Origin of the sequence: Marinilactibacillus sp. XAAS-LB27, assembly GCF_036039175.1 — a bacterium.
Classification (GTDB): Bacteria; Bacillota; Bacilli; order Lactobacillales; family Carnobacteriaceae_A; genus Marinilactibacillus.
In genome coordinates this window covers 46,381-64,610 of record NZ_JAYXKP010000001.1, presented here as the reverse complement: position 1 = coordinate 64,610, position 18,230 = coordinate 46,381, and the positions used below count along the sequence as shown (strand labels likewise).

Genomic DNA, 18,230 nt, shown 5'->3' with positions numbered 1-18,230 from the left:
AGAGGATACGAGCATGCGTTAAAAATCATTTATAAAGTTAACTCTTTTATTCTGCTGCTTGTTGGTTACGATCATATGCTGCTTGATAAATTTCAACATAGCGTTCAATTCCCATGTTTTCTAATGTAGACAGATAGTTGTCCCATACAGCGTCATCTGAAACATCCATTTGTCCAGTAATAAACTGTGCTTCTTGTTCTTCAATATAAGTAGCTACGTCACCTTGAATAGATTGTAATTCATCAATTTCATCTTGCTCTAGATAAACGAGTGGGAAAGCAACTTCAGCGTACGGTTCTAAATTATTTTGAGTAGATTCTCTTATAAATACAGTAAAGTCAGACTCTTCCCCACCAATCGGAGGTAATTGTGCACCTAGACCTGGTGTATTGATACCATAAAATGGTGTGATTGTTCCTCGGTAATCTTCACCCTCAGCTTCAGCCTCTTCTGTATAAATTTTTGTACTACCTTCTCCATCTTCCCACTCCCAATAATACCCTTCAGGTCCGCGGTCAAAGTATTCCGCTCCTTCTTCAGAGTACATTTGGTCTACCCAACGCATTGTAGCTTCAGGATATTGATTGGCAGATGTAATGGCAAAAGTTCCTCTAGCTATTCTTGGGCTACCCGCAACTGAACGCTCTGGTGACCATTCACTTGTAAGTGGCATAAACATAGGATCATTCAAAGCTTCATCTTCACTACGACCCGTGGTAAAGAATGAGAAATAATCTGTAAAGAGTCCAATTACATTTTGTTGTCCTTTGGCTTTTTTCATTTCATCAGATTGAGAGAAGATTTCTTGATCTACTATTCCTTCTGAGTATAATTTAGTGAAGTATTCATAGTAAGCTCTAGCATTATCTGTAGTTGGATTATAGCGAACTTCTCCATCCACTGCTTCTACGTCCCAAGAATTTAAATCGAATGCAGATAAGAACCAAATTCTAGCATTTTCTAAACCGCCGTTACTAATTGGAATCGTATCATTTTGACCAGTTCCATTAGGATCGTCATCTCTGAATCTAACCATCAAATCATAGAACTCATCTAGTGTCTCTGGAACATCCTCGTCTAGTGCATCTAACCATGAACCGTTATACCAAAGTGGTCCGATAGGCCAAATCGCTGTATCTCCTTCGTTCACTCTTGGCAAGGCATAGATGTTTCCATCGGGGGTAGTAATTGAACTTCTTAGTTCTGGATTTTCATCTAACAAAGCATTAAGATTTGGCGCATAATCTTCTATTAAGTCATTTAAAGGCACCAATAACCCCTGTTGACCGTAATCAACTTCTAATGCTGGAGTCAATACATCTGAACCCGGTGCAAAGATGATATCTGGTAAATCACCACTTGCAAAAGTTAAATTGAACCTTGTACCAAAATCATCCATAGGTGGCGTTGTATATTCAAGGTTAATGCCAGTTAATTCTTCATATTCTGTCATTGTAGGCATGGACTCCCATTGATTTCCCGTACCTGGAGCCATAAGATTTAAGGTGATTTCTTCATCAACAATCGGGAACCCTTCAGTGGCAACTTCAACATCTTGAGCATCATCTGATCCAGAATTTCCATTTCCTCCACCGCAAGCACTCAATACCAATACTGAGCTGAGTACTAAACTTTTAACAATTGTTTTCTTTTGCATCTTTATTCCTCCTATTACTTTTTTATATTTTTATCCCTTAATTGAACCGATCATAACGCCTTTAACAAAATATTTTTGCAAGAACGGATAAACAAGAATGATTGGTAAAGTTGCTACAATCATGACGCCGTATCTCAAAATAGCAGACAATTGTTGTTGAGAATGTAGAAACTCTGCCTGTCCTTGCGATAATGAGCCAATACTTGGTGTACTGGACATATCTTGTTGAACCAAAATCTCTCTTAAAAACATCTGTAAAGGATATTTTGATCGATCATCAATGTATAGTAATGCTGAAAAGAAATTATTCCAGTGATTAACGCCATAGAACAAAGCCATTACAGCTATAATGGGTTTTGATAGTGGTAAAACTACTTTGAAGAAAATCTTAAAGTCGTTAGCACCGTCTATTACAGCTGCTTCCGTTAATTCATCAGGAACAGTTGATTCAAAGAATACTCTAGTTACAACAATATTGTAAACGGAAGCTGCACTAGGTAAAATCAATGCCCACATAGAATTTCCTAAACCAAGATCCGTTACAAGCAAGTAAGTAGGTATCAACCCACCTGAGACAAACATTGTGAAGACCATTAATTTGGTTACGAAACCTCTAAATTGGAAATCTTTTCTTGATAATACGTAACCAGCCGGAAGTGTGAATGCTAGATTAACAAGAGTCCCAACCGTCGTATATAGAATCGTATTATAGTATCCTTGCCAGATATCGGAGTTTGCAAAAATCAATCTGTAACCTTCCCAAGTTACATCTATTGGAAATAAAAACATCTCACCTGAATTTACAGTATCCGGATTGCTAATTGAAGCACTTACAATATAAATCAAAGGATAAAGGGTTACGAGTAAAGCTAATGTAAGTAGTATATAGATTGATATCAAAAATATTCGATCCGCAAAAGACTCTTTAATCAGATTATTCTTCTTTCTAGAAGCTCCAATGTTCGTTGCCACATGCTTTCCTCCTCTCTATATTTTTAAATAAGTGATGTCTCACTATATTTACGTGCAATCCAGTTAACTGTCAACAACATGACTGAATTTATCAATGAATTAAATAGCCCGATTGCAGCGGCATAACTGTACTGCCCTTCTAGTAAACCAGTTCGATAAGTGAAGGTAGCAATGACGTCAGAAGTTCCCATATTTAAAGAATTCTGCATTAGAAAAACTTTTTCAAAGCCTACAGCCATAATACCGCCAAAGTTCATGATTAATAAGATGATCATGGTAGGCACCAATACTGGAACATTGATATACCATAATCTTTGAAGTCTAGTCGCTCCGTCAATCGTAGCTGCCTCATGCAATTGAGTATCAACACCAGATAAGGCTGCTAAATAAATGACTGTTCCCCATCCCGTTGTTTGCCAGATACCTGAAAGGACATAAATATGTCTAAACCATCTAGGATTTTGCATAAAATGTTGTCTTTCCATTCCTAGAAAATCTAGTAGATGATTAATTACTCCAGTCGAAGGGGATAAGAATGTGATAATCATCCCAACAATAACAACGACAGAGATAAAATTAGGCGCGTAAGTTACAGTCTGAATAAACTTTTTGAATCGACCATCTTTAATTTCGTTTATGGCTAGTGCTAATAATATCGGCATTGGAAAACCTGCAGCAAGCGAGTATAAACTCAGACTCAACGTGTTCCAGATCAATCTGCCTGCGTAATGCATATTAAAGAATCTTGTGAAATGATCTAACCCTACCCAAGGGCTTCCCCAAATACCGTGTACAGGCATAAATCTTCTGAAAGCAATCTGAACGCCATACATAGGCACATAATGAAACACAATGAAGAAAATAATAACTGGCATAATCATGATAAGTAGTTGCCAATTTTTACCTGCTAGTCTAAATCGATCCATTAGTGATAGCCGTTTAGTCTTAGGTTTAGATTTTAAAGACTCATTTGACTGATTGATCGATCGATTCATTTCCGATACATCTTGCGAATGCTTTTCCATAAATTTTCCTCCTTAATATTAGGACTTAGATACAACATGACGAAAGTTAAGCGTTTACAACATTATCGTACTGGCCTTCTATGCATTTATATTACTCTACAAAAACAGTCGAGACAATATGTCATATTTTAGCGCTTACATTTATTGTTTTCCCTTTAATATCAATGTTTATCAGATTATAAATAGATGGTAAATATTTTAAACACATTTATTCTTTTAATAATTATCTATTCATAAAGTTGAACGGATCTGATTAGAGGCTCTTCTCTACTCTCAAGAATAGATAATCGAAAGGATTGACCAGTTACTTTTTCAAATCTACATATCGTTTTATAACCTATAACGGATCCTTGGTATATTGACTCATAATTGCCCTCTTTGAATACTTCGAATTTAAATGATTCTACTCTCTGGCCTTTTGATATTTCTTCTTGTAAAATTAACCGACTAATCGATTGTTCTCTATCAAAATGAATCAAGAATTCATTTTGACAATTCAGGTATTTTACTGTTGTACTTTGACTATTAAGATTCTTAGCTTCCTTTAACAGATCGAATTGGAAATCAGTCCTTAATTCTTTGCCCAATTTAGTTAAGACAGCTTTATCATTCTCGTGTATTCGACCACGTTTATCTGGGGGAATATTTAATAGCAACGTTGTATTTCCTCCAACAGTTCGATAGTACAACTCTAATAATTCATGAACTGATTTCACTTGATTGTCTTCAGCTTTCGAGTAAAACCAACTTGGTCTAATCGATAAATTGACTTCACAAGGGTACCATACCCAATTCTCGAATCTTTTCAGCGTTTTTCGATCTCCAAGTAATTCAGATGAACTTGTTTCTTTATGAATAAAATCGGCGTGTTGATCGTTTGTTTGAGACTGTTCCATTGTTTTTTCAGCATCCCTCAATATTTCAGGCACTATACTCCACTCTTGATCTCTAGTAGCGCCCGATTCGTTTCCGCACCATCTTACGTCAGGACCACAGACTGAAATACAGGCATTAGGCTGGTTTAGTCGAATAATATCGTAATATCTCTCCCAATCATATCTCTGAACCCTGCCATTCTCTCCTTCTCCACATGCACCGTCAAACCATATTGAAAACAATTCTCCATATTGAGTGACTAACTCTGTTAACTGGGAACAAAAGTAATCATTATAAGACTGTCCTTGTCCGTATCGTTTATCGTGTCTGTCCCACGGAGACAAGTAAACGCCAAATTTTATGCCATGTTTCAAGCAAGCTTCTGAGACTTCTTTAACAATATCTCCCGAACCATTTAAGTAGGGACTGTTTTTCACCGAATATTCAGTAAATAAACTCGGCCACAGACAAAAGCCGTCATGGTGTTTGCATGTCAGAATTAGCCCTTTCATACCTGCGCTTTTAATGACCTTTATCCATTCTTCTACATCTAAATCTGATGGATCAAAAAGGAGTGGCGATTCTCTGCCATCTCCCCATTGTTTTTCTGTAAAGGTATTGATTGAAAAATGAATAAACCCATAAAATTCTGTTTCTTGCCAGAGCAACTGTCTTTTTGAAGGTCGGATGTTTATCGCTTTTTCCTCAAAAGAACTGTAGGTTTTTCCCATCTTACTGAGACACCGTTGTTAAGTTTTTTGTTAGTCTATAGCCTTTTATTTCTTTAGAATGGTGAATCAAGTGATCATCTTCAACTTTTGCTTTTTCTCCTGTACTTAAATCAATGATTTCTTCTTCAAACTGAGTATCTAATTTAGTTAAATCTAATGTGTACTGTTCTTGATCACGTTCAGGTATACAAAATGCATATACCGATTGGTCCTTTTCAGTCAGATACCATTGATTTATACTATTTTGTTTAAAAGGTCGGGTATGATAAATCCCTTCACCATAAGTTTTAGTCCAATGAGCGAGTGTTTTCAATAAATAAACAGATTTTTCAGGAAGTGTTCCGTCCGGTTTAGGTCCAATTCCAATGATTAAGTTTCCACCCTTTGCTACAACTTGGATAATAGAAGCTATCATTTCTTTATCGCTTTTGTATATATCATTTGGGACATAGCCCCAGTTTTTTGCATGTGGTATATTACTTTCCCAAACTTTGACTGGAGGTGTATCAGGTATTTTCCGCTCAGGTGTAACATAATTTTCGTGGTCCCCTCCTACTGAACGATCAACAATCAGCATTTCAGGATTATAAACCCTCATATCTTTAGCAAGTCCGTCCATATCCAAGTCTTCATGGGTTCTTTCTTTTCTGACCCACCCAGCATCCAACCAAGTAATATCTAATGGTCCATAATTTTTAGCCAATTCAATCAGTTGATCATGCACGAATCCTTTGAATTTTTTCCACATTTCAGGTTGTTCTAAAGGATCATAACTAGCGGTTCTACCTTTTGCGTGTTGTCCTGGAACCCAATAGTAAGGAGAATACCAGTCTGCTTTAGAATAATATGCTCCAATTCCTAACCCTTTGCTTCTGAAAGCATCTACAACTTCTTTAAAAACATCCGCTTTAGGATTATCATAAAAGGCACTATCAGAAGAGGTGATTTTATAATCAGAGTACTGTGTGTCATACATATTGAAACCATCATGGTGTTTCGTTGTAAAAATCATATATTTAAATCCCGCATCCTTACATAAATCAGCCCAAGTAATGGGATCGAAATGTTTTGGATTAAAAGTTTTGTTCAGTTTCCAGTAATCTTCACGAAGTTTACTGACTGAGTTTCGCCAAGGTTTCTTAGCTCTTGCCCATTCATCCTCTTCTGATAGTTGCCAAGATTCTACGATACCGGCTTCAGCGTATAATCCCCAATGGAAAATCACCCCTAATTTCTGATCTTGAAACCACTCTAACTTATCTTTTATTTCTTTTGGTAAATTGGTGTACGCTTCTGTTTCAGATGCTTCTCTAGTTTCTATATCCAATCTATTTGTCATAAACTCACTCCCTTAATTTTAAGTTAAATGAATCATACTTGATTCTGAACCTATTTGAATCTGAATATCACAAGGAAAAATTTTCGGTTTATAGTGCTGATCTAGTTGTAACAAATCAGCATAATCTAATTCCATTTCCAGAGTAATCTTTTGATTTTTGTTAATTGTAACTTTCCGTATACGTTTCAGCTCTTTTTTTCTAGATAAAAGAGGAGTATTTAATTTTGCTATAAAGCATAAAACAGATTCTTTCTGGTCATATTCTCCATGATTACTAATCGTCAAACTCATTTCGATTTTCTCTCCGGCTTTTAATGATTGAACTGAATAACGAGATTTTTCAACTTTCAAATTTGAATATTTAATTTTCGAATAATTCAAACCTTCTCCAAATGAGTAAAGAGGTTTCCCTGTCATGTCAAAGTAATCCTCTTTTTTTCCTGACCGTTTTTGGTTGTAATAAACTGGAAGTTGTCCACTGGATCTAGGAATTGATACATTAAGTTTACCGCTTGGGCTATAGTCGCCTGCCAGTAGACTTGCAATAGCCTCCCCACCTCGTTGACCCGGGTACCAGCCAATCAATACTGCATCTGATAACGATACAACCCTTTCAATTGAATGGGGTCTTCCCTGTATTATAATTGTGATAATTGGTTTCTTGTACTCATGTGCTATCTTCAAGATTTCTAGTTGATTGCCGCCCAAGCTCAAATCTGAAACATCAATATTTTCACCAGAATCCATATTCTCTTCTGGCGTATTGACTGCCCCATTTGCCAGAAAATCCGTACCAAAGTTCCGAGCACTTGAACCACCTAAAGCTAGAATAATCACCTCTGAATTTTCGCAAGCTTTTCTGATTTGTTCTATCTCAATTTCTGAGCTTCTCACGGCACATCCCTTTGTATAAACAATTTTACTACTTTTAAATCTATTCCTAATTCCTTCAAAAATGGTTGTAGCATATTCTCCTGCCTGTGGACTTGTATAATCTCCCAATTGATTATAGAGACTGTTCGCATTCGGTCCTATGACTGCGATTGTTTTAGGTTTTTGTAATGGTAAAATATTATGATCATTTTTTAAAAGGGTTAAAGTTTCCTTTGCTGCTTCCAGATTAGTCTGTTGCCAGTCTTTTTTGCTTACGTCCCAGTCGATTTCTATGCTTTCTTTTGTTTTATCAAATAGTCCTAATAAAAACTTAATAGATAATACTTTATATACACTTCTATCCAAGGTTTCCATCTCAATCGACTGATTTTCTATACCCTCTTCAATAGCTAAATATGAGTGATCCCACAAACTTAAGTTTACGCCAGCTTCTAACGCTTGTTTAGCATTCAAGCTTTTATCTTGCATGGCATTTTGGAGCCTATCTATTGCGCCCCCGTCTGCCATTACAATACCTTGAAAATTAAGAGTATCCCTTAGTTGTTTCGTTAGAAGATCTGCATTAGCATGGCAAGGTATTCCATCGATATCATTGTAAGCCGCCATCACACCTACTGCATTTACTGTACTTTTCATTATGGGATCATAAATATCAAATAACTCTCTTTCTCCAATAGAGACATCTCCAGAATTATGTCCGCCTAACGCGTCTCCTTGTGCGATTAGATGCTTGAGCACCACACCAATCCTGCTATCAGATTTTTCAAGTTGCTTTGTTGTTTTTTTAGTAAAGTCTTCACCTGTCTTAATCAAGTCCCCTTGAAATCCTCGAACCACTCTTCGAGTGTATTCAGCTGCTAAATAAGGATCTTCACCAAAACACTCTTCCGTTCTTCCCCATCTAGGATCTCTAACTAAATCTAAAGTAGAAACAAGCGCTAGGTGGACACCTTTTGCAGAAAGTTCCTCGGACATTTTTCGAGACATCTTTTCAATCAATTCTGGATTAAACATTGCTCCTCTACCAATATTCGTTGGATAAGATATACTGTCTAGAGCTTGATGACCATGTGGGCATTCTTCTACAATCAGTGCAGGAATGCCTAAATGAGTATGTTCTTTTATATATCTCTGGACTAAACTCACGACTTGACGACTATCTTCTAAAGGAATACCATTTTCTTCTGTTACATTTGACCATGGATCTGCCCGGAACAATCCATATAAGGCGCCTATCCCCCCGCCCCATTTAACATGTTCTTTAAACTTTTCAGTTAATTCAATATCTCCAGTTGACGTTTTTCGATAAACTTCCCAACCGTATAAGTGCTGGTTCACTTGACCTACTTTTTCTTTTGTTGATAATCTGCTTAGCAAGTCAACGACACGTTCATGTATGGTTAATTCTTCGTTTTCAAATGGTCTCAATACAGAACACCTCGCTTTATTTTAATAAAATAGTTTTGATTTCAAAAGGATCTAAAGTCATCTCAATTGTGCCACCTTGAATATCCTCTAAATCACCTTCGTAGGCTTCTAGCAGATTTGTTTCTATCCACTTCTTCACTTTTGAAGTTATTTTGAGTTTGAAATTTCTTCGACCACCAGTATGATCATGGAATCGAACCACATATCCTGATCCATTTTGAGCTTTTTTGATAGCATCTACAAACACCGTCTCTTCACTTTCAACCTCTATAATGGGTTCTATCCCTGTTAGTACACCTTGGTAAACTCTAGAAGCATGATTTATTTCCCAAGCTTTTTCTGCTGTTTGGGCTTCAAGGAAGCTACCTTTATGTGGTAACAAGCTATAAGTGAATTGATGTTTGCCCAAATCAGCCTGAGGGTCTGGATCTATCGTTCCTGTTACAAGTGTTAATCTAATTGTTGAATTTTTAATATCATGTCCATATTTGGAGTCATTCAATAAACTAACACCGTACCCTGTTTCTGATAAATCTACCCATTGGTGACCAATGCTTTCAAATCTTGCCTTATCCCAAGAAGTGTTCCAATGCGTCGGTCGTTTAACATTTCCAAATTGAATATCATACGTTGCTTCGACTGATCGAACATCCACATCAAAACCTGCTTTTAATACTTGTTGTCTTTCTTGCCAGTCTAAATTCGTTACAAAATCAATTCTTCGATCATCTCTGTACAAAATCATATCTTGCTGCATAGAAGATTTGCCGAAATTGTAAGTAAATCTTATTTTAGAAAACAGGTTATTCTGATCAATAATTTCAACTGTATCTGCAACCACTTCAGTAGCCTTTTCCTGATAAAAGATATCTATATCCCATGCGTCATAAGATAGAGGCTTATCTTCAAATAATTCGATTTTATTTCCCAAATCTTTCAATACTTCTCTTGACTGTTTTTTATCAAAAATACTAATTAATTGTCCTTTTTCGTTCCATAAAATACTATAAAATGGCGTTTCAACACCATGGTCTTTAAAATTGAAAGATCGGCTGTTATCACTACTCAAACTTTCTTTTTTCAAAGAAAGTTTAACCGATCCAAAAGCTGGAATATCATTCACTAAAACACTTGTTCGTCCATTAATAGCGATTGATTCTAAACTTTCTCCTCTTTGATTTATAACAGACATATCTTCAGTTAACAGGATAGGTAAATCAATGATTTCAGACCTTTCCCAACTTGCGGTATTATAGACAGTCCATTCAGATTCGGATTCCTTTACCGAGGATAATCGGTTGATAATCGAATTTGAAATGTCAAAAGCTCTTTTATACTCAACAAGATTATCTTGATAAACCTCATTGATTGAACAGCCTGGTAGAATGTCGTGGAACTGATTTTTAAGAATAAGCTTCCAGCCTTCATCAAGAATCCCAGCAGGATACTCTATATTCTGATTCATTTCCAATGTAGAAGCGATCAATTCACTATCACGATAATCTAATTCTAGTTTTCTGTTATCTTTTTTAACTCTTCCCTGAGAGGTATAGGTTCCTCTATGATATTCCAGATAAAGTTCTCCATCCCAAGTACTCACTTCGTTTGGTGAAGCAGAATCAATTGTTTCTTTTAGCGTGTTGAAATATTCTTTTGCCGTTCCTGTTTCAACCTTTGGTAAAGTTGGAATAGTATACTGCTTCATACGTGTCATCATCTCAACCATTTCACGATCGGTTCCACCACCACCATCGCCATGACCATATGCTAACAGTAAGTCTTTGTTTAAAGATTTATTTTGATAGTTCCTATAAATCCCTTTCACTGTTGCTGGTTCCATTAGTCCGCTGTAAACTGCCCCAATGGTTTCATCTGCGCTATTTGGGTTGGGAGTTGTGATGAAATGCGTATAAATTTCACTACCGTCTATGCCTCTCCAGATAAACGTATCATTTGGCATTCTGTTATATTGATTCCAACTTAATTTGGTAGTCATTAAGACTTCAATACCTGATTTTTTTAGTATTTGGGGCAGTGCCCATGAATATCCAAATACATCCGGTAGCCAAAGATAATGAATGTCTTTATTGAATTCATTTTTAAAAAAAGATGCTCCATAAATGAGTTGGCGAACAAGAGATTCTCCTGAAGGAACATTACAGTCGGGTTCGATCCACATTGCACCATCAGCTTCCCAACGACCTTCTTTAATTCTTTCTTTCATCTGCTCATAAAGTTCTGGATAATCTTCTTTTATAAACTCATAAAGTTGAGGTTGAGATTGCAAGAAAGTATATTCTGGATACTGTTCCATCAATCTTAATACGGTTGAAAAGGATCTTGCTGACTTCTCTCGGGTGTGCTTCAGTTGCCATAACCAAGCCACATCTATATGCGTATGGCCTATACCAGTTACTTTAGTGATGGGATTGGATTCAAAACTTTCTAGATGATCTGTTATAATTTTATTTGCTCGCTCGACACTACTATAAAATCCACTACTACCAGGTTCGGTCCAATCTATTACTAAAAAAGTTTCATCTAAGATTTGTAGGAAAAGTTCTCTTTCTGGTGATTTCTTATCTAAGTCCATTGCAGCTTTATACAAAAGCTTAACGTTGAAGTACAAATCATCTGTAACATAGGACAACACAGCTGTACTAAAATCGTTTAGCCGATGTTCGATTTTTTGTACAGGTCCGCCTGCTTCCAAACCTGTCCAAAGCATAAATGAAAACTCGATAGTTTTATCCGAGTACGATTCATCCAAGAACAATTCTTTGTGATTTTGATCCATTCCCTGAAAGGGACGACCGTTTATAAAGGTAAACGCTTCAAACCCTTCTAACTCCCGAATACGTCCAGCGATAAATTTTGTGAAATCTAAAAGAACAACAAATTTTTCACCGCTATTTAATGTTGGAATAGTTAGTGACGCTTTAAACCAGTAATAAGTATCTCTTCCGATTAAAAGCTCATTTGGAGTTAAAGCGTTCCAATCTTCTTCAACAGTAGGCGGGTATTTTTTATCTTTATTCAGATCGTTATAAACTTCAATATCATTAACAGCTTGTCGCCCAGTATAACGATATCCTGATAACTCCATCATTCTTCTTAGTAATTTTGGCTCTCTAAAATCCATACTATCTTCTCCTTAAGATCTTTTTTTCAGATTATGCTACTTATAAAGCTTAAGCAAGCGCATTCAAAAATTACATATACGTAAATTTGTTACATAGATAGAAACTTTATAATGTTTCAAATAAAAAGACTATAGAAAAAGGCTATTCGCCTTATCTATAGTCTAATTTTTCTAATGTGTAGTTGAAGAAACAGCAGTGTTTTTATACTGTTTTCGGTACTGTCCTGGAGTCAACTCATTTTCTTTTCTAAATTTCCGTGTGAAATTAGAAACGTCGTAGTATCCAACTTGAATCACCAATTCCTTTATAGGCATAGACGTACTCACTAATAGTTCTTTAAAGCGGTTCATTCTAAGTGACTGGACAATATTCGAGAAAGAATCTTCAGTTTCTTCTTTAATTAATTTACTAGCATATGATATCGATATATTATAATCTGAAGCAATCTGTTCCAATGAAATCTCTGGGGAACTATACGAATTGAAAATATATTGAACAATTTTTTTTCCAATCTCAGTACTTTCTTTTTCCAATTGTTTATTGATATCTGAACAAATATGGCTACAAATATCTATGACATGCTTCTCAATTGTCAAAGTGTTTGAGAAGTCTGTCAAATCATTTAATACCTTACTATATCGAGAAAGCCCTAGACTATTACCTGTCCTAACCACTACATTAACAATATACGCATTAACTGCTTGAACAACAATTGGATTATGAGTTGTGTTTTTAATTCCAGTAAATATATCATTGATCGTTTCAGTCGCGATTTCTATATTTCCTTGTTTTAAACTTTGCTGTAGTAACATTGAGCCTTCTTCTGGATAATCAAAATTGCCAGAAGCATTGGTTGCATTTCGTTCTTCTTTAATATCCTTAAAGAATAAAACGTTCTCTTCATCTTCTTTTCGATTATAGAGTACTTCCAAAGCTGAACTCGCTTCTATATACGAATTTTTTATTTTATCCCATGTGTTGTAAGTAGATCCAATACCAATTTGAATCTGACTATGATTGACAATATTACTCTGCTCGATATGTTTTTGAATCTTACAAATTGCTTTTTTCCATGTTTCCATTGAATTTTCTTTGAGATTAACAATCAAGAATATTTGATTGTTTCTAAGATGTGGAATGGTCGCTTCGAAATTGTATTGATTATGGTCCAGCAACGTATTCAGTTCTTCACTTAGAATTTCAATCGATTTTATATCATTCACATTGAAAGACTGATTGTTCAATTCAATAATCATTAGGGCAAAATAAGAAAATGGGAATATAATATCTTGTTTTGTTAACTGTTTTTCAAAGTTGTCTATGCTACCATAACCACCTTCAATTAAGTTTAACAGTGTAGCATTTCTAATAATTGGAGCCTGTTCATCCATTCTAGTATTTAAGATTTTAATCTCAGAATAAGTACGATTGATATTAGACTGTATTAAATCCCATTCGTTTCCATTTTGATCAGTAGAATCTTCAAAAGCATTAACAAGTTTTTTGATCGGCTGATAGTTAACTTTAGCAAAATGATAAGAAATAAAAATCCCTAAACTAGTTAGTAAGATGACTCCTACTACAAATAAAAACATGATAACATATAGAGGTCTGTAGAAATGGTTGTTTTCAATAAGTGATACAAAAGACCAACCTGTTACTTCATTCGTTACAGAATTAGACAAATATTTTGATCCGTCTATTCTGACTGTGTCTGATTCTATTATCTCAGGAACAGAATCGGTTAGTATATCTTGAGAAATATCAGGAAATATTGAACTACTAAGCACAACTTGATTTTGACCGTTGACTAGGAATGACATACCTTCATTTCGTTCGTTCAATAAATCTAAATGATTCTTTATTGGTAACGTATTGATTACAAATAAAATACTTCCGTAGTTATAACCGTTATTACCCAATGGCATAGTATAATACATTTGATTTTCAATAATTGATAGTGATTCTTCTCCATTTCTAACGACAGACTCCATTTGTTCTCTATCAATTAGATTCGAAAAATGTATAGCATGCTCGAACATTGCAGTAGTATCCATGTTCCCTCTAGAAGAAAGAACAAAATCAGTTTCTGTGATCACGACATACATTGCTTCAATAGAATTGGTTGAATGCTCATACTGTTTGATTGTCTCTCTATGGCCTTCAAGTCGGTTTCTATTGTTAGATGCAAATTGGCTAAAACTACTAGCCTGATTGACATAATTACCTAAAGAGCGAACGTCAGCCATTAATTCATTTAGAGCAATATTGGACTGTTCTAAATAGCTCTCGTTCGTACTTTTCAAGTCTTCTCTAATACTTGAGATATAGACGCTGTTTACAACAACTATCAGTAGTAATAAAGGCAATGAAAAAACTAGAATATAAGATAGAACGTACTTTTTGAATAAAGATGATTTAGGAATATATTTCAAATCATTACGCCTCTCTTTCAATTATTCTAAATCCGAAACGATTCTATCCGTTTTTTTGTTCCTCTTGTTTGAGTTCGTCAATTTTTTTCAAACCATTAAACGTAAACCAAATAATTGGTAGAATAAGCAAGGGTGTTCCAAAGAAAATACCTAAGAATGGCAAGAACTTAATGATTTCATATGAAAGCATGAGTCCCAAGAGTGCAGCTATTGTAAACACAGGGGTAGATAAAGAAACATAAAAAGCTTGTTTTATGGTCTGTTCATAAGACAAATTGTGACCCACCATAACAGTAAAAGTATAGACAGTAATAAAGCCTAATAGGAAAATACAGACCAATAACAACGTGTGTAATAAAGATGATCTTATGACAGATTCGTTAACACGTAAGTCAAAATATAAAAATCCAAATCCAGCTAGAAGTGTGTAGCCGACCTTATTAGAAACAGCAAATTTTGAGTTCCAAGTTTCTATGAAAATTTTTCTGATAGAAATGACTGTCCCTTGATCTGTGAATAGTTTAATGAAATATTTATAGATAGCAGCGATAGAAGGGAAAATTCCAAGTATAATCCCGCCTTTTAAAGTATATAAAATGAAAAACAACTGTAGGACAAAAGTATTGCCGATGTGTTCTCCAAAATTAAATACCGTCTTTAAAAATCCCTTTTTCTTTTTTTTCATAACATCTGCCATATGTCTCATTCCTTTCGTTCGTAAAGTTCTTAATTCACAACCAAATTGTAAACGCTATCTTTATTCATTGTACTATATTACATGAATGTTTTCATCTTCTATTTCAATCAATCACTTTTAGTGTTAATTGTTACCGATATATAGTGAAAAACGCCTATCAAAATAGGCGTTTTCTTTATTATTCAATGAAAAAAGTTTCTGTCATGACCGTTTCAGCTATTTTCCACTGTTCGTTTTCTTTGGTTATCGTATGATTGGCTAATGATACATGATCTCTATAAGGTTCTGCCTCTTCAGCTGTATGAACTGCTACACTCTGCTGCTCTACTTGTATCAGCATTTCATTAGCATCTTGTTCGAGAATTCTAATGCCTAATATGGTGTGCTCCATATCGTAAAGATCAAAAAATTCACTTAGTTCAGTTTTTGTACTTACTTGCGCAGAATTAACGATTGTAGTAATATACTGTTCGATATTCTCATTTTGAGCATATTCTAGATTTCTTTTTATCACTGCTATTCCTTCTTGAATAGCAGTTGGGTCTGAGATATCAGTATCTTCTTCGATTTCGTATGCGACTGAAGACGGTTCAACATAGTCTCTTGTATTTGTAGCTGAGCATCCAGTCAGGAATGCTATGAAAAATGACAGCCCTAAAAGTCTTATAGTCCTCATATTGACACTCCAATTCTTAAACACCTGATAATTTACCGGTACTTGCAATATCTTTGTATAGTCCTCTACCAATCATGCCTTCATCAGAAGAAAGTAACAGCTTATCTTCTTCTAATTCTTCTATTATAGAAAGCGTACCTTTCAAATAGTCTTGTAATCGATCAGCTGTTGTCTGCATCCTAGCTCTAATTCCACCATATCTGATATCCAAAACTTCCCATCCAAATGGCTTGTTGTATAGCATCCAGACTTTCCTATGCGCTTTTCTTAATCCTTCAAGTTCTAACACAAGGTTTTCAGCGATCATGTATAATTCGTTTAATTTTTTGATATCATTTCGATCATAGGCTGACTTGATCTGTAGACCAAATTCTGCTCTGGTTGATAGTACTTGAGATAACTGAGTGTAAAAGTCAAAAAGCTCTATATATTGATGGTCTTTAGGTAACGCAGAAAGTTTTTCCGCAAGGTTTCTATAGTGTGTGTTTAACGCAATATTTTCAATAGCTTTATCAAATTTACCAAGTAAAGGATCCTGCCATAACAGTATCTTGGATCCAGCTGATATACTAAGATTATTCTTCATAACCCCTGGTGTTTCATCAAGTTCATTTAAAAGTAAAAACTGATCGAAAGAAAGTCCAGTATTAAAAATACTTTCTTCGTTCAACATATCTTTATCTAACTTTTCATTATAAGACAGATGCGCGAATACTTGGAGACCAGGTAAGGCAGCCATAGTTGGTGTTTCACCGCCATCATCTCCCCACATGGTTGCAAATACTTCTTTTACCCCAAGTTCTTTACAAGCTTCGAGTGCTACTTTTGTGGTTTCAATCGATTTACCATAATTTGGAGAAATACCATTCCAAGTCCATACTCCACCAGCAAAAATTACTTTTTTATTCATTTCTAAATGATTCGATAAAAGTTTTTTGTAAGCCTGAGGATCTTCATGATAATAATCCCAAAAAACCATATCAACTTCGGGAATGTGTTCAACTATCTCCTTAGGTACGACACTTTTTAAATCGTAATAGTCTCCAGTCTTTGATCCAGTTCTGAAGTACATGTCGCTCCACATCATGGGCTCTAACGCAAGTTTGTTAGTGATTTCAACCACTTTTTGAACATGTTCATTCATAATTTCGAATGTATTTTTAATCCCATTCAATTGTTTATATCTACCTGTACCTACTCCAAACGCTTCATCCATTCCTATATGAATTTTATTCGATTGAAATGGCGCAGTAGCCGCCTCAATTATTTTTTCAAGAAAAGTATAAGTATCTGGTTCCCCGACTAGCAAAACATCCGAGGTATCTTGTATATTGCGGTGGGTTCCATATTGAAGTACTTGGAACAAGTGTCCAAGCGTTTGAATACAAGGAACCATTTCTATCCCTAAAGCAGAGGCATATTGATCCAGTTCTTTCAATTCTTCTTGGCTGTATTTTCCTCGGAGATAACCAAAATAAGGAAGTCCCTCTACTTCATAAGTATCTTCTGTATAAAGCATTGCTTGATTAAGTCCCATTTTAGCCATTTTCCTCAAAAACTCTTTGATTCCTTTTATATTCATGACGGCATTTCTAGAAGAATCAATCATAGCCCCAGTTTTGTCAAAATAGGCAATTTCCTTAGTATCGAAATCTTTCCCCATATGATAGGCGATTATCCATTTGTTTAATTGTCTAAAAAAGTTGTTAGTTGTAGTATAAGTGATTTTGCCTTCTTCGTTCTTAAAAGTATGATCGATTATATTGGTTTCTTTGTTCTGTACTACCTGTATTGGTATCCCTTGAGAATCAATTGTAATTTCAAGCTCTTTTTTTAAAATTTCAAGTCCCTTTTCTAACCCATTTAAATCACCTTGTAAATTTAACTGAATCATGATTTACCTCCTATTTTTTGGCGCCATTTTTAAATCGCTTACATTTTCGTTGTACAATCAGTTCTAATAAATTGAGATTACCACGACAGCCTTCAACTAACAATGTGTAATCTTTAGTGCAGACTTACATATTGCTCGAAATAGTAAGCGTATACATTTTCGTGGTATGATAAATAAAATAAGAAAGGAGTATCTATATGGACAATCAACCAGGAAACACAGGTCAGCCAGGTGCACTAAATAGTGATCCGGTAAATCAGTCAGAAAGATTTGCTGATGGAAGAAGTATTAGTGACTTAACGAAAAATAAGGGTAAGGATGATGATCATGCTGCTTATGCAGATGATCAAAGCAATCAGGTGAAAGAATCGGATAAAGAAGTGATTCCAGAAGATTTCGAACCATTTGATTTAGACAAAATTGAAGAATAAGCAAAAGGGCAGAGCTCATTAAGAGTTTCTGC

General features: G+C 35.2%; 12 protein-coding genes. 1 reads left to right on the top strand and 11 read right to left on the bottom strand.

Annotated features, from left to right (window positions below; genetic code table 11):
- Nucleotides 1-46: 46 nt before the first annotated feature.
- The 11 genes from VXN63_RS00295 to VXN63_RS00245 form a co-directional block, all read right to left on the bottom strand.
- The gene (locus VXN63_RS00295) at nt 47-1,657 is read right to left on the bottom strand and encodes an extracellular solute-binding protein (RefSeq protein ID WP_327755979.1); all 1,611 of its coding nucleotides are present in this window, start codon (nt 1,655-1,657) and stop codon (nt 47-49) included.
- Between the two features lie 30 nt (nt 1,658-1,687).
- A complete protein-coding gene (locus VXN63_RS00290; protein ID WP_327755978.1) occupies nt 1,688-2,629 on the bottom strand; it encodes a carbohydrate ABC transporter permease in 942 nt (313 codons plus the stop codon).
- 23 nt (nt 2,630-2,652) lie between these two features.
- On the bottom strand, nt 2,653-3,624 hold the full coding sequence (locus VXN63_RS00285) for an ABC transporter permease (protein WP_442915290.1): 972 nt from the start codon (nt 3,622-3,624) through the stop codon (nt 2,653-2,655).
- Nucleotides 3,625-3,881: 257 nt separating this feature from the next.
- Nucleotides 3,882-5,261, bottom strand: coding sequence for an alpha-L-fucosidase (locus VXN63_RS00280; RefSeq protein WP_327755977.1), 1,380 nt, complete (start codon nt 5,259-5,261; stop codon nt 3,882-3,884).
- 1 nt (nt 5,262) lies between these two features.
- Nucleotides 5,263-6,600, bottom strand: coding sequence for an alpha-L-fucosidase (locus VXN63_RS00275; RefSeq protein WP_327755976.1), 1,338 nt, complete (start codon nt 6,598-6,600; stop codon nt 5,263-5,265).
- A gap of 18 nt (nt 6,601-6,618) precedes the next feature.
- A complete protein-coding gene (locus VXN63_RS00270; RefSeq protein ID WP_327755975.1) occupies nt 6,619-8,922 on the bottom strand; it encodes a glycoside hydrolase family 3 N-terminal domain-containing protein in 2,304 nt (767 codons plus the stop codon).
- A gap of 16 nt (nt 8,923-8,938) precedes the next feature.
- Complete coding sequence (locus tag VXN63_RS00265; protein WP_327755974.1) at nt 8,939-12,064, bottom strand: alpha-mannosidase; 3,126 nt, start codon at nt 12,062-12,064, stop codon at nt 8,939-8,941.
- Nucleotides 12,065-12,235: 171 nt separating this feature from the next.
- Nucleotides 12,236-14,500, bottom strand: a complete 2,265-nt coding sequence (locus VXN63_RS00260) for a helix-turn-helix domain-containing protein (RefSeq protein WP_327755973.1) — start codon at nt 14,498-14,500, stop codon at nt 12,236-12,238.
- Between the two features lie 43 nt (nt 14,501-14,543).
- Nucleotides 14,544-15,197 (bottom strand): YesL family protein, encoded by a 654-nt coding sequence (locus VXN63_RS00255; protein ID WP_327755972.1) that lies wholly within the window; start codon nt 15,195-15,197, stop codon nt 14,544-14,546.
- Nucleotides 15,198-15,375: 178 nt separating this feature from the next.
- Nucleotides 15,376-15,873, bottom strand: coding sequence for a hypothetical protein (locus VXN63_RS00250; protein WP_327755971.1), 498 nt, complete (start codon nt 15,871-15,873; stop codon nt 15,376-15,378).
- A 16-nt stretch (nt 15,874-15,889) separates the two neighbouring features.
- Complete coding sequence (locus VXN63_RS00245) at nt 15,890-17,767, bottom strand: beta-N-acetylhexosaminidase (RefSeq protein WP_327755970.1); 1,878 nt, start codon at nt 17,765-17,767, stop codon at nt 15,890-15,892.
- 197 nt (nt 17,768-17,964) lie between these two features.
- Here VXN63_RS00245 and VXN63_RS00240 point away from each other — a divergent pair, with 197 nt between their 5' ends.
- The gene (locus tag VXN63_RS00240; RefSeq protein ID WP_327755969.1) at nt 17,965-18,198 is read left to right on the top strand and encodes a hypothetical protein; all 234 of its coding nucleotides are present in this window, start codon (nt 17,965-17,967) and stop codon (nt 18,196-18,198) included.
- Nucleotides 18,199-18,230: the final 32 nt, after the last annotated feature.

Excerpts from the sequence above, each read along its gene's own strand:
- VXN63_RS00250 (WP_327755971.1), bottom strand. The coding sequence starts at position 15,873 with ATGAGGACTATAAGACTTTTAGGGCTGTCATTTTTCATAGCATTCCTG.
- VXN63_RS00285 (WP_442915290.1), bottom strand. The coding sequence starts at position 3,624 with ATGAATCGATCGATCAATCAGTCAAATGAGTCTTTAAAATCTAAACCT.
- VXN63_RS00280 (WP_327755977.1), bottom strand. The coding sequence starts at position 5,261 with ATGGGAAAAACCTACAGTTCTTTTGAGGAAAAAGCGATAAACATCCGA.
- VXN63_RS00275 (WP_327755976.1), bottom strand. The coding sequence starts at position 6,600 with ATGACAAATAGATTGGATATAGAAACTAGAGAAGCATCTGAAACAGAA.
- VXN63_RS00295 (WP_327755979.1), bottom strand. The coding sequence starts at position 1,657 with ATGCAAAAGAAAACAATTGTTAAAAGTTTAGTACTCAGCTCAGTATTG.
- VXN63_RS00245 (WP_327755970.1), bottom strand. The coding sequence starts at position 17,767 with ATGATTCAGTTAAATTTACAAGGTGATTTAAATGGGTTAGAAAAGGGA.
- VXN63_RS00240 (WP_327755969.1), top strand. The coding sequence starts at position 17,965 with ATGGACAATCAACCAGGAAACACAGGTCAGCCAGGTGCACTAAATAGT.
- VXN63_RS00255 (WP_327755972.1), bottom strand. The coding sequence starts at position 15,197 with ATGGCAGATGTTATGAAAAAAAAGAAAAAGGGATTTTTAAAGACGGTA.
- VXN63_RS00265 (WP_327755974.1), bottom strand. The coding sequence starts at position 12,064 with ATGGATTTTAGAGAGCCAAAATTACTAAGAAGAATGATGGAGTTATCA.